Source organism: Streptomyces sp. S3(2020), from assembly GCF_013044505.1.
Taxonomy (GTDB): Bacteria; Actinomycetota; Actinomycetes; order Streptomycetales; family Streptomycetaceae; genus Streptomyces.
The window spans coordinates 17,334-29,381 of sequence record NZ_JABERD010000123.1; the positions used below are offsets into that span (position 1 = coordinate 17,334).

Sequence of the window (12,048 nt, forward strand, 5' to 3'; positions counted from 1 at the left end):
GTCGGCCGTGCCGGTCAGAGCCTGCTGGAGCGCCGCTGCTGGCGGCGGGTGCGCTGGAGCTGGCCCACGATCTGGCCGAGCTGCTCGGCCGTGGGCGGCACCGGCGGGTCCTGGAAGTGGGCGGCGACGAAGGCGTCACGGAACACGGAGTGGATGTCGTCCCCGTTGCGGCCCTTCAGCGCCGCCGCGATCAGCTCGTCGACCCCGCCGCCCACGTCGATCCCGAACTTCCGCGCGTGCAGGCCGATCATCTTCAGCCGGGCCTCGTCGTTGGGCACGTCGATGCTGATGGTCTCGAAGCGGCTGGGCCGCAGCAGCGCCTCGTCGATCAGGTTCAGCCGGTTGGTGGTGCCGATCACCAGGGTCGGCACCTCCGGGCGGAAGCCGTCCATCTCGGTGAGGATCTGCGCCACCACCGCGTTGCCGGCCCGGGAGCCGCCGTCGGAGTGGTCCGAGCGACGGGAGGCGATGGAGTCGAACTCGTCGAAGACGACCACCGAAGGCGCGTTGCGCCGGGCCTCGGCGAAGATCTCCCGGACGTTGCGCTCGCTCTCACCGACGTAGGTGCCCATGATCTCCGGACCCGAGACCACCAGGATCGTGGCGTTCATCCGGTTGGCGATGGCCTTGGCGAACAGCGTCTTACCGGTGCCCGGCGGGCCGTGGAAGATGAAGCCCCGCGGGATCAGCTTGGTGCGCAGATGGTCGAACTGCGGAGGCAGCCGGTGGTGGCCGATCACGATGTCGATCGCCCGCTGGATCTGCTCCTTCACCTCGTCGTAGCCCGCGATGTCGTCGAAACCGACGTCCGGGACCTCGAAGTTGCTCGACATCTGGGCCTTGAACGCCCGGATGGTGGCGTACAGATCACGCGCGCTCGGCTCCGCGTGGTCCCGGTGCACACTCATCGCGTACCGCATCGCCTGGCGCAGCAGGACCGGGTTCATGCCCGCGACATGCTTGTAGAACTCGATGGGGTCGTACCGGCTGAACCGGGCCGCCTCGCCCACCGTCACCAGCGCCCGGCCCAGCGGCTGTTCCTCGTCGTCGTCCCGGAACCACACCGTCCGGGGCACGCCGGTGATGGACACGCGGGTGCTGAACCGCTCGGCCAGCACCTCGGGCACCGACAGCGAGGGCGCTGCGAAGGCGAGCATGACCCGCTCCGGTGCCCCGTGCAGCAGCTCGGTCACCTCGCGGGCCTCCGCCGACAGGGAGCCGTCGCTGCCCCCGGCGAGCAGATCGAGATGCTGGACGACCAGCGCCTGGTCGTCGTTGAGCCCGCGGATCAGCTCCCGCAGCCGGGCCAGCAGCCGCTGGCGCGGATTCTGCTGGGTCGGGATCAGCTCCGGCGGCTGCTCCCGGCGCGACTCCTGGGCGTCCTGGAGCTCCTCGGGGTCCTCCAGCACCTCCGCCCGCAGCCCGGCCCGGGTCGCCATCTCCCGCCACAGATGCGGTACGACCGGCTTCTCGGCCACCACCAGCACGGACAGGCCCGCCCTCAGCAGCGAGGAGACCTGGGCGATGTCACGGCCGTAGGCCAGCACCGTGGACTCGGCCTCGTGCAGTTCCCGGGGCTGCGCGTGCCGGTACTCCGGTTCCCGGGGCGCCGGTGCCTCCTCGGTGCCCGAGCCGGACGGCTGCTTGGACAGCGAGGCCGCCGGGGCATCGGCGGCGGTCTCCGGTGCCGGTGCCGGCGAGTACGTCGGCGGGTAGACCGGCGTGCCGTAGGGCAGCTCGGACTGGAGCAGCAACTCGGTGGCGACGGACTCCCAGCGCAGCAGGCCCCAGCTCGGCTCCAGCGGGGTGCGCAGCAGATAGGGGCCCGACGCCAGGGCCTCGTCGACCGTGACACCGGGCGGCTGCCGGCGCAGCGCCCGCAGCGACTCCTCGTCGGGGGCGATGACGCAGATACGGCGTGTGGCGGTGGTCATGCGGAGATCGCCTCCAGTCGTTCGACGTCTCGGTACAGGCCCACGCCCGCCAGGTACTGCCGGGTGATGCCCGTCCGGGCCCGCAGCAGCCGCGCATGGGAACGCTCCAGGCGGGCCAGCGCGGCCCACCACTGGGCCACCGGACGGGCCGAGGGCAGATCGGGCGGCACGGTCAGACAGAGCCGGGCCTGTTGGATCAGCAGCAGGTGCTCGGCCTGGTGACGCAGGAGCGCGGCCTCGTACACGTCCAGCACCAACTCGCGGTCCTGCATCCGCAGTTGGTCCAGAATCCGGCCGCGCCACAGGGCCTGCGCGGGGGAGGCCGGGGCCTCGCAGTAGACGGCCGTGAGCAGCCGGCGACCCTGAGGATGCGTCAGGAGCACGTCCTCCAGGAGGAGTTCGGCCGCCGACTCGCCGGGCGGGTTCGGCCGGTCCAGGACCGCGGTGAGCGGCGAGGCGTCCCGCAGCCGTTCGGCCAGCAGCGGGCTGCCCGCACAGTGCGGCAGCGCGGGCGCCACCACGGCGTGATGGGCGAGGACGTCCCACAGCGAGCGGGCGGGCGGCACCGCCCGGACCGCCTCGGTGGCCAGTTCGGCCTGCGCACGGGCCCCTATCGCCGCCGCCAGCAGCAGCGCCCCCGCGCCGACCGGGCGCCGCTCCTGCTCCGCCAGCCGGTCCAGGCGCAGCCGGGCGGCGCCGTACACGGCGACCCGGATCACCTCGTCCGTCACGTCCGGCGGCGGGGCGGCCAGGTCCTGGAGGTCCCTCAGGTCCCCCTCCGGCGGCGCCGACCGTTCCCCGTCACAGTTCCTCGACCACTGCAGCACGCTCAAGGCGGTATCGGCCGCGCTCATCCCCCACCCACTGTTCGACCTCGCGCACACCGTCGCCGAAGCGCGCGTAGAAACGCAGCAGCCTCTCGTCGCTGGTGATGTTGACAAGTCCGGCGACCTGCCAGGGCTGCCGGAAGGTGCCCAGATGCAGGTCCACGTCGATACCCGACAGCCCCGACTCCTTACCGGAGAAGAGGTGCGTGTGGTACCAGCCCATCAGCTGTTTGTCCCCGGACGCGGACAGCAGCCGGTTCACCTCGCGGAAGGAGTCGCCGGTGAAGGTGAAGTGCAGGGCACCGGCGCCCGCGTGCTCCGCCGGGGTGACCTCCGTGATCTCCACCAGATAGCGCTCCGCGGACTCCTCGCCGTCCCGCTCCGGCTCCGGCTCCAGGACCCGGCGCACCTTGCCGAGCAGGAAGCCGCCCTCCTCCAGCCGTCGCGAGAGCTTCATCAGATACAGATGCTCGTACGTCTCACCCGCGAGGAGGACGGTCACCGGTCCCAGGGCTGCCGGGTCGATGCCCAGCTCCTCGGCGGCGATCCGGGGCACCGGCGGCTCCTCCACCTTGCGGATGGCGAAGTTGCGCCGGGACTCGCGCAGGTTGAGGTCCATGGTGCCCTCGACCTCGGGGGTGGAACGCGCGAGCGCCACCACGGCCAGAGAGGGATGGTCCAGACAGAACCCCCAGACCTCTTCCTCCGGGTCGATCTGCTGGACCACGTGTTGCAGCACCGGGCCGAGCAGTTCCCGGACCGAGAACTCCCGGTCCACCACGGTGTCGCCGCGCCGTGAGATCGTCACGCCGAGCCTGCCGATCTGACTGCGCAGATTGTGGATGGTGCGCGGCCCGTCGATCAGCCGTGGATCGGGCCTGCGCACGTACCGCAGCCGGATGTCCACCTCGTCCTCCGGATCGCCGGGCTCCAGCTCGCGCCGGAACGCCTCGACGAGCAGCGAGGTCAGGGACATATGGCCCAGGAGATCGAAGGACGTGCTCTTGTAGAGCAGCACCTTGGCCGTACCGGTCTGTTTCTCAGTACTCATCCGGGCTCGCCTCCACGCGATGGACCGTCAGGGACCGGGAGCGATCAGCCCTGGCCGTCAGCCCCGCCCGGGCCAGCCAGGTGGTGCCGCCGATCTCCTTGATGCGTTCCTGGCCCTCGAACGAGAACGCCCAGGCGGCCGCGGCCCGGTCGAGGTAGCCGCCGCGCTCCAGCATGTCCCGCACCAGGCTGTCGAAGTCCATCGCCATCTGGTAGTCGTGCGGGAGGATCTCGTAGTTGCGGTAGCGGGCCATGTCGATGAGCATCTGGCACAGCGCGTACAGGCTCAGGTCGGGCGTGTAGTCGGTCATCAGCGGCCCCAGGCAGACGGAGCCCTTGCCGAACTCCTCGTCCCGGGCGATGTTCGGGTGGAACACCTCCGACAGCCACAGCACCCGGGGTGCCTGGATGGGGAACTCGGACGGCAGCCCGATGACCAGTTCATGCCGGTCGATCGGCCGGGGGTCCAGCGGCCAGGCCTCCAGGTCCTCCGGCGGGGCGAAGCCCGGGACGTGGAGCTCGACCTCGAACCGCAGCGGCAGCCGGTCGTCGTCCATGCGGACCAGCGTGAACTCCTCGTGCTCGTCGGCGAAGTCGGCGATGTCCTCGCGGGCCTGCGCGATGGCCTCCAGACGCAGTAAGGAGTCGACGCCCGCCGTCGACTCGGCCGACACCTCCAGCTGACCGCCGTCGCGGATGCCCTGGTTGAACAGCGGGACATCCGGATCCAGCCGCCGGGCCTCGCCGTTCTCGTCGCGGTAGTCGACCACGGCCCGGCGCAGCTGCCCGTTGGCGTCCCGGGACACCTCGGGGCGGTACTCCGCCCAGATGGTGGGCACCAGTTCGCTGGGCAGGGTGGTGTTCGGAACGTACGGGATCTCGTACAGCTGTTGGTCGGGGCCCCGGAACCGGAGGCGGGTGTACAGGGTCGGGCGGAAGTCGTGCTCCCCGTAGAGGACTTCGACGTTGGGGTCGATCCGCGCCGCCCGTTCCTGGAGTTGCTGGAGCCGGTCCGGGGGCATCTCGGCGACCCGGAACGCGGCCTGTTGGTTGTTGGCGTAGAGCTGCAGGGCCCCGTGGTCGACCAGCTCGCGGACCAGTTGGAGGAACTCCGGGTAGGCCTCACTTCCGACGAACTCGACGGTCCGGTACAGCGTGTCCGCGTTCCCGGCGGCTCCGGGGCGCTCCCGCTGCTCGGTGCGCAGGAACTCCCTGATCTTCAGCAGGTCGTGGTTGCCGGGCCAGCGCCGGAGCGCGGTCTCCACCAGCTGGGGGACCCCTTCGCGCGGCACGGCGCCGAGGTCGAGGGCACGTACGACCTGTCGCCAGAAGGTGACGACATCCTGGCCCGCCGCTCCCCAGGGGGGCCGCGTGTGCGGCGGGAAGTCCATGTCGTCCAGGAGCTCCTCGGCCTGCGTCTGGGTGCGGTAGAGGTTGGCCAGGGTGTCGGCCAGGGCCTGCTTGATCTCGGTGGGCAGTTTGCCCGCGTCGCTTGTCACCGGGAGCTTCCTTTCCCGCCGGCCTCGGAGAGTTCCAGGTAGCGGATTCTTCGGGTACGTCCGGTCCCGAGGACCGGCAGGATCTCGCGTGGGGCCACGCCGAGTTCGGCGAGCGGGGCGTGCGGTGACGCGTCGGTGAGCCGGGTGGACTGCTGGGTCGGCGGGGATCCGGGCAAGGGCGCCCAGGTCATCACGGACTCCTCCGGGTCGAGATGGGCGGCGAGGTCGGCCGGGGTGGAGCGGACGGTGTGCGGTGTCGGCGACACCAGCGGGGCCGGGATCCGGGCGTGCAGCGGGCAGTCGGGATCGCGGCGCGCCCGGACCGGGGTCGCCGCACCGCTCGCCGCGTCCACGCGGACCAGGCCCGCCGTGGTCTCGGCCCCGCACAGCAGTCGTACGGCGGTCACCGCCATCCACGCCCCGATCAGTGCCGAGACCGGGGCGGAGGCTCCGGCATCGGTCGTGGTGGCGTCCGCGCAGGCCCAGGGGTCGTCCTGGGCGGCCCGGTCCCTGGGGGTGAGGCCGCAGCCGAAGCAGGCGCCCGACGGGTCGTAGAGCCGGATCTCCCCGCCCCAGGGGCTGGTGCCGCCGTCGAGCAGCGGGACACCGACGAGCTGGCAGCGTCCGCTGAGCTGGAGCCGGGCGGCCAGGCTGTCCAGGCAGCTGACCACGAGTGAGGCGTCGCGCAGTTCGGCCAGCCCCACTCCGCTGACCAGCGGAGCGGTCCGGGCGTCCACACGGGTCACCGGGGAGAGCTCGCCGAGCCGGCGCGCGGCGATCGGAGCCTTTGGCCGTCCGACGTCCTCGGCGCGGAACAGCGGGGCCCGGCTGAGGTTGCACTCCGAGACATGGTCGGGGTCGCACAGCACCAGTCGCCCGATGCCGGCCAGGGCGAGTTGCTGGGCGAGCTGGCTGCCCAGGGCGCCGACGCCGACCACCACGACGGTGGCAGCGGAGAGCTGCCGCTGGTCCCAGTCCGGGATGAGTTCGTGCCGGTCGAAGCGCCCCATGTCAACTCCGCTTCAGTGTGCGGAAGTTCATCGGGCACTGGACGACCGTGAGGTCGCTGCGCCACTGCTCGAAGCAGCCGAGCCCGCGGGCCGGATCCTGGTGGACCGCCTTGAGACAACCGCGGTCCTGGGGTGAGCAGGGGCAGACGACGACCGTCTCGAAGAGCCGGAACGTGTGCCGGCACACGAAACAGGCGTTGCGCTGTCGGGGGTGTCCCAGGGCCGGGTCGTCGGGCATCAGCCGCATGGTGTGCAGGGTGTCCGGCGACGGGTCGGCGGCGTCCACCCCGCGGAAGAACGCGGCCTGCGCGCGGGGGTCGGGCAGTTCCGAAGGCGTCGCGTGGCCGCTGCACGGAAGGTTGCGCAGATGATGGGTGACGTCGGCCAGCTTGCCGTTCTCCGAGTGCCGCAGATAGACCGTGTCGTCCAGGCGGAAGGTGTGTCCGCAGACTCGGCAGGGCGCCCGGCGACGGTCGCCCGGCCGCCGCCAGGTACCGAGCCAGCGTGAGTCCAGTGTCGTGGAGGCCGGTCCGTCGGCGCCGGCCACCTGGGGGTTCTCGCCGCGCTGCTGGCCGCGGTCGAAGGCGCTGGAGACTTCGGGCGAGGCGGAGGTGGCCACGGGCTCGTCGAGCCCGCCGCCCTGCTGAGGGCCCGTCATGTGCCGCTTTCCGTACGGGAGACATGGCGAAGATCGTCCGGGGAGTGGCCGTTCAGCCGCAGCGCCGCGCGCCCGGCCGCGCAGGCCCGCTCGATGTCGGGGGAGTGGGCGAGCGAGCTGTAGAAGCCCTCGGCGAAGGCGAGCCCCGCGTCGTCGTCGAGTTCGCTCACGGTGCCCACCACGGTGTGCGCGCAGGAGAGGAGGCCCTCCGCGTACGCCGCCGTCCAGCAGGAGTTGAGGACCACACAGTCGAGCGGGGCGTGCAGACCGAGTGCGGGGGTCAGCGCCTCCACGGGCACGGCTGCCGAGGCGCCCGTCCCGTCCTCGAAGAGCAGTCGGCCGTCGTCGGTGCCGTGCCCGGCGAAGTGCACGATCCGCGGGAGTGCGGCGTCGAGCTGGGGCAGGATGTCGGCGATCCGGGTGGCGGGATGGACCGTCACGGTCAGGCGTCCCGCGGAGCGCGCCTCGGCCTCCCGGATGACGCGCTGTTCGGCGCCGAGCCGCAGTCTGGCCTCGTCGAGCGGTGCGGACATCAGACACAGCACCCGCACGGTCGCGGCCGGTGCGGTGCCGCCGGCCAGGTTCCGCAGCTCCGCGTGGTCGGGGTACCTGGCCGCCGCCGCCACGAGCAGGTCGGACGGCCGTACTCCCGCGACCCGGCCCCGGTCCAGTGCCTGGCAGGTGGCACGCCACCAGTCGGCGGCGGTCAGCGGTGGGGCGAAGGGAATCAGGATCGCCGGGTTGACACCGGCGTCTTCCAAAAGGGCGTGACCCGTCAGCACATCCGGAAATAATTCGCCCAATAATTCGAATGCACCGTCGTCGCGCAATTGTTTCCAGGTCGAACCGGCCATATCTCGTCCCCCGAGCCAACTTCCCCTGTGTGTGCGGTGGTTCGGAAGAAGAGTACTTGCCGTGCCGTCCCGTGGGTGTACTTTCGGATTGCGCAGCACACTTATCGGGGGCGGGCTTGATCGAGCGTCTGGAAATGATCACCTGTGGTGGCCGCGGTGCCGAGAAATCGATCTTCGAGATCGATTTCGATCAAGGGGAGAAAACAAGGGACGGTTTTCGGGAACGCCGGGGCGTCCTGGTGCACGGAGGCGGCGAGCGTGTCGTACAGCGCATCGCCTACACCGACCAGGCCCGCCGGGAACTGGCCAACGCCGTCAGGTTCGCGGATCTGCTGGTCCGTCGGCTCGGCGTCACCAGCTATCCGGCCGAGCTCAGCCGGGTCATCGGCCACCGCCCGGACGGCCGGGCCCCCTTCCTGGTCGCCGTCCGCAGAGGGCGCCCGCTGTCCGAGTTCCGCGACGAACTCCCGCTGCCTCCAGGGGAGTTGTGGAGTGCGGTGGACGGCATCGTCGCCGTCCTCACCAAGCTGAACGAGTTACGCGTCGTGCACCGCGACATCCGGCCCCAGACACTGCTGTGGGACGGCAAGTCCGTCCAGCTGACCGAGTCCGGCATCGCCGTGCACGAGGGCGAGGACCGCGGCGCGGCGGTGGGCGTCGATCCCTGGCGGTCCCCCGAACAGACGGCGGGTCTGGGCAAGGCCGACTGCCGGGACGACGTGTACCCCGCCGGCGCGGTGATCTTCCATCTGGCGACGGGCGAGGACGCCGCCGCGACCCCTGACATGCGAGGCCGCGTCAGACTCCTCGACAACAGTCTGCGCAACCTCCTCGAAGGGGTCTTCACCGACGTCGCCCGGCACCGGATCAGCGGATTCACCCTGCGCACGCGCTGGGAGGGGGGACCGGCCAAGCCGGAGACGGCCCGCCCCCACACACCGGTCGAGGTGGAGATGGAGGCCCGCCGGCGCTTCCACGAACTGCGGGCCCGGCAGCGGGCGTACCGCCACCGGGTGCTGGCTCCGCCGCCACCGCCCCGGGTGCCGCGCACCCCCGCCTACGTGTACTCGGGCCCCGCCACCACCCGTGGGGCCACCGTGACCGGAGTGATCGTGCTGGTGGTTGTCGTGCTGGCGCTCGTCGCGGTGCTGGTGTGGTGAGGAGGACGACATGGCAGCACAGGTGAGGTGCCCCATCTGCCTGAACATGGTGGACTGGGCGCGGGCCCAGACCGTCACCATGACCGCCGACAACCGTACGGAGCCCCTCGTCCGCCGGGAGGGCGAGGACGACGTGGTCTGGAGCCAGCGCACCCTCAACGCCTACCGGCTGTGCGAGGGCGGCGGTGAACCGCACGTCCTGCCCGGCAAGTACGGCGACTTCGGCCAGCCGCTCGTGATCGGCGTGGTGGGCGAGTCCGCGGCCGGCAAGAGTCATCTGCTCGCCGCGATGGTGGGCATGCTCTCGGACGCCGACCGGATGTCACGGCTCGGCCTGGTCGTCGGCGGACTCGACCTGAAGAAGCACCAGGAGTACCTGAAGAACGTCGTCCGCCCCTTCCTCGACCAGGGCCGGGGGATCCCCGGCACTCCCGCCGGGCCGCCCGAGTTCACCGACGCCCTGTGGGTCCACAGCAGCAGGACCCGACGCAACTTCGCCGTGGCCTTCTTCGACGTCTCCGGGGAGTGGCTCGCCAACCACGAGGCCGAGGTGCCGTTCCTCGGCGCGGCCGGCGCCCTGGTGTTCGTGGTCGACCCGAGCCGGATCCGCGGCCTCACCGGCTCCTCCGGGAGCGTCACCGGCGACCCGTCCTTCGACGTCGTACTGAACAAGATCGCGCGACTGCGCGGGTACGAGGGAGAGGAGTTCATGCCGCTGCCCGCCGCCGTCGTGGTCGGCAAGAGCGACCTGCTCAGGCATCACGAGGCGCTGGTGGAGCGGTGGTTCAGGGACACCTCGCCCGAGGAGGAACTGGAGCTGCACACCGTGGAGGCGGAGAGCGAGGACGCCTACGCCTTCCTCAGCTCCCGGGGTGCCCGCGGCTGGCTCGCGCCGTTCGCCCGCTGCGCCCCCTCGACCCTGCACTTCGCCACCGCGACCGGGCACGGCGCCGTCGAGGAGGAAGGCGTCCAGCGCTCTCCCCAGGGGGGCTTCGCCCCACGTCGCGCCCTCAAACCCCTGCTCGCGCTGTTCGCCATGTGCGGGGTCCTCGGCCCCACCGACCTCGGTCAGGGAGAAGTCGGATGACCACCGTCCATCAGATCCTCTTCGGCTGGGCCGAACGGGACAGCGCGGGCAACGCCGGGGTGCGCCCCGTGGCCGACTCCGGAGCGCCCACCCTGGACCGCTGGACCGGGCGGCTGCCGAACGTCTGGGCGGCCAAGGACGACGCGGACGACCCGGGCGAGACGCGGGCGGGCCTGGTCCACCTGGTGTTCGAGGACGAGGCCGCCGTACTGCGCAAGCTCCCCGCACGCAACGCGCACGGCCGGGCCGGCGCCACCCTGACCCATGCCCTGGTCGGCGCCCCGCACCTGATCGACGCGGCCCTCGCCCTGGGGCTGCACGACTGGTCCGGCTGGCGCGAGCGCGAACCGCAGGGACCGGACGCCCGGCTCGCCCCGCTCGACATCGAGGAACTGCGTGCCGCCGCCGGTCCGGGCCTGGACGGGTTGCGCGCGGCGGTGCGGGACATCCCGAAGGACCAGCTGACCGCGGCCGTCGCCCATGCGCTCGGCGCGCCCGGCGCCGACTTCACCTTCATCACCCGGCCCGAGTACGCCCTGCCGATGATGACCGCGGTGCACGACATCGTCGGACCGGTGCCCGGCAGGCCATGGACCTTCGCCGGCCGGGAGACCACCGACGTGGGCGGCCATCAGCCGCGGGTGGTCTTCCTCTCCGCCCGGCCGCCGCAGTCGTACTACGTCAACCAGCGGCTGCGGGTCGAAGCCGCCGTCGCACCGCCCGACGCGGACGGCACCGGCTTCGCCGCACAGCTGGTGGAGCTGTATCTGGACGCCGGGCACGCGGCGGTGCACCGGGTGCGGCCCAGCGCCGGGCTCGCCACGGCCGACGACGTGCTGGCGTGGCGGCGGTCGGTATCGGTCGTGGACGGCCGGATCGTCGACGACCGGCTCCCGCTCGACCTCCTCCTCGACGACGACGTGCTGCGCAGGGCCTCGACGGTCGGCAGGGCCGGAGTCGCGGGCCGGCGGCTCTCCGGGGAGTTGCGCGAACAGCCCGCCCGTCTGCTCATCGACGTGGTGAGCCGGTGGGGGCGCAACGAGGCGCGGTCCGTGCGCCATCCCGAACTGCGCGAGACCGTCATGCGGGAAGCCGTGGTCGTGTGTCTGACCCGGAGCTGCCCGGCGGACCTGATCCAGGAGACGGCACAGGCACGGCCGCGCCCTGAGCTGGTGGCCGACGTGTTCCTGAGCCGGCTGCCCAACGAAGGCCTCGACCTGTCGGAACCCTGGGCCATGTATCTGGTGGGCATGGCCCTGACACTCGGGATGGACGTGTCCCACCTGGACCACGAGGGGCTCTTCGCCCCGTCCCCCGCGTCCGCCCTGCTGGACTTCGTCCAGCGGAGCTCCGGCCCCGACCCGGACGCCGCCGCCCTCGTCCTGCGCCGCCATCTGGGCGCCGGAACCGACAAGAAGGCGCGCGAGAAGGCCGTCCGGGCATGGTTCGAGCGCGGTCTGCTGCGCGCCGAGATCGAAGCGGCCGCGGGCGGGGACAAGGCGAAGGAGGTCGACTGCTACACGGGCCTGCTCACCGCCGCCTACGGCCCCCAGCTCAGGGCCGCGGACGCCTGGGCCGTCGTGGATCGCGCCGGGGACGACGCGCCCCTCGGGCTCCTCACCGCCGCGCTGTGGCGGGCGGGGGAGGAAGCGGCCGAGACCCGCATCCGCTACGCCCTGTCCGATCTGCTGCTGCGGGACGAGGGCTACGCGCTCACCGCCCCGTCCGTCCGCGGCCCGGCCCGGGCCGCGGGGCGGTCGGCAGGCGGCGGGCGGGGCGATCCGGGCCGCCGCCCCCCCGGGGGTCAGTACAGACCGGCGGCTGGAGGCGGCGATCGGCGCGGACCGGCACGCGGGGTAAGCCGGCGTCCACGCCGCGGGCGCGCACGGCGGCGACGAGGCCGGCGGTCGGTGACGTCGTAGGCCAGCAGGTACCGGTCGCGTCCGCCGGGCTTGTCGCCGTAGTGGGC

Annotated in this window: 10 protein-coding genes; 3 read left to right on the forward strand and 7 right to left on the reverse strand. The window is 72.0% G+C overall.

What is annotated here, in order from left to right:
* Positions 1-14: 14 nt before the first annotated feature.
* The 7 genes from HLK59_RS31510 to HLK59_RS31540 are packed head-to-tail and all read right to left on the reverse strand — an operon-like array spanning position 15 to position 7,832.
* Positions 15-1,934, reverse strand: coding sequence for an ATP-binding protein (locus tag HLK59_RS31510; RefSeq protein WP_171144969.1), 1,920 nt, complete (start codon positions 1,932-1,934; stop codon positions 15-17).
* The gene (locus tag HLK59_RS31515) at positions 1,931-2,761 is read right to left on the reverse strand and encodes a hypothetical protein (RefSeq protein ID WP_171144970.1); all 831 of its coding nucleotides are present in this window, start codon (positions 2,759-2,761) and stop codon (positions 1,931-1,933) included. The genes HLK59_RS31510 and HLK59_RS31515 overlap by 4 nt, the downstream gene beginning before the upstream one ends.
* Positions 2,736-3,812 carry a JAB N-terminal domain-containing protein gene (locus HLK59_RS52085; protein WP_171144971.1) on the reverse strand — a complete coding sequence of 359 codons (1,077 nt, stop codon included), beginning with the start codon at positions 3,810-3,812 and terminating at the stop codon, positions 2,736-2,738. The genes HLK59_RS31515 and HLK59_RS52085 overlap by 26 nt, the downstream gene beginning before the upstream one ends.
* Positions 3,802-5,310: an effector-associated domain EAD1-containing protein gene (locus HLK59_RS31525; protein WP_171144972.1), complete on the reverse strand. Its 1,509-nt coding sequence runs from the start codon at positions 5,308-5,310 to the stop codon at positions 3,802-3,804. Before HLK59_RS31525 ends, HLK59_RS52085 begins: the two co-directional genes overlap by 11 nt.
* Positions 5,307-6,320, reverse strand: coding sequence for a ThiF family adenylyltransferase (locus HLK59_RS31530; RefSeq protein ID WP_171144973.1), 1,014 nt, complete (start codon positions 6,318-6,320; stop codon positions 5,307-5,309). The genes HLK59_RS31525 and HLK59_RS31530 overlap by 4 nt, the downstream gene beginning before the upstream one ends.
* A gap of 1 nt (position 6,321) precedes the next feature.
* Positions 6,322-6,978 (reverse strand): hypothetical protein, encoded by a 657-nt coding sequence (locus HLK59_RS31535; protein ID WP_171144974.1) that lies wholly within the window; start codon positions 6,976-6,978, stop codon positions 6,322-6,324.
* Positions 6,975-7,832 (reverse strand): CHAT domain-containing protein, encoded by an 858-nt coding sequence (locus HLK59_RS31540; protein WP_277349542.1) that lies wholly within the window; start codon positions 7,830-7,832, stop codon positions 6,975-6,977. Before HLK59_RS31540 ends, HLK59_RS31535 begins: the two co-directional genes overlap by 4 nt.
* Positions 7,833-7,948: 116 nt before the next feature.
* Here HLK59_RS31540 and HLK59_RS31545 point away from each other — a divergent pair, with 116 nt between their 5' ends.
* Genes HLK59_RS31545 through HLK59_RS31555 form a run of 3 tightly spaced genes read left to right on the forward strand, consistent with a single transcriptional unit; the run spans position 7,949 to position 12,001 of the window.
* Positions 7,949-8,992 carry a hypothetical protein gene (locus tag HLK59_RS31545; protein ID WP_171144976.1) on the forward strand — a complete coding sequence of 348 codons (1,044 nt, stop codon included), beginning with the start codon at positions 7,949-7,951 and terminating at the stop codon, positions 8,990-8,992.
* A gap of 10 nt (positions 8,993-9,002) precedes the next feature.
* On the forward strand, positions 9,003-10,079 hold the full coding sequence (locus HLK59_RS31550) for a hypothetical protein (protein ID WP_171144977.1): 1,077 nt from the start codon (positions 9,003-9,005) through the stop codon (positions 10,077-10,079).
* Entirely contained in the window at positions 10,076-12,001 is a 1,926-nt protein-coding gene (locus HLK59_RS31555; RefSeq protein WP_171144978.1) for a hypothetical protein, read from the forward strand. The genes HLK59_RS31550 and HLK59_RS31555 overlap by 4 nt, the downstream gene beginning before the upstream one ends.
* Positions 12,002-12,048: the final 47 nt, after the last annotated feature.

Bases quoted from the DNA above. Each gene is read 5' to 3' on its own strand.
- HLK59_RS31510 (WP_171144969.1), bottom strand. From the start codon at position 1,934: ATGACCACCGCCACACGCCGTATCTGCGTCATCGCCCCCGACGAGGAG.
- HLK59_RS52085 (WP_171144971.1), bottom strand. From the start codon at position 3,812: ATGAGTACTGAGAAACAGACCGGTACGGCCAAGGTGCTGCTCTACAAG.
- HLK59_RS31530 (WP_171144973.1), bottom strand. From the start codon at position 6,320: ATGGGGCGCTTCGACCGGCACGAACTCATCCCGGACTGGGACCAGCGG.
- HLK59_RS31535 (WP_171144974.1), bottom strand. From the start codon at position 6,978: ATGACGGGCCCTCAGCAGGGCGGCGGGCTCGACGAGCCCGTGGCCACC.
- HLK59_RS31540 (WP_277349542.1), bottom strand. From the start codon at position 7,832: ATGGCCGGTTCGACCTGGAAACAATTGCGCGACGACGGTGCATTCGAA.
- HLK59_RS31550 (WP_171144977.1), top strand. From the start codon at position 9,003: ATGGCAGCACAGGTGAGGTGCCCCATCTGCCTGAACATGGTGGACTGG.
- HLK59_RS31555 (WP_171144978.1), top strand. From the start codon at position 10,076: ATGACCACCGTCCATCAGATCCTCTTCGGCTGGGCCGAACGGGACAGC.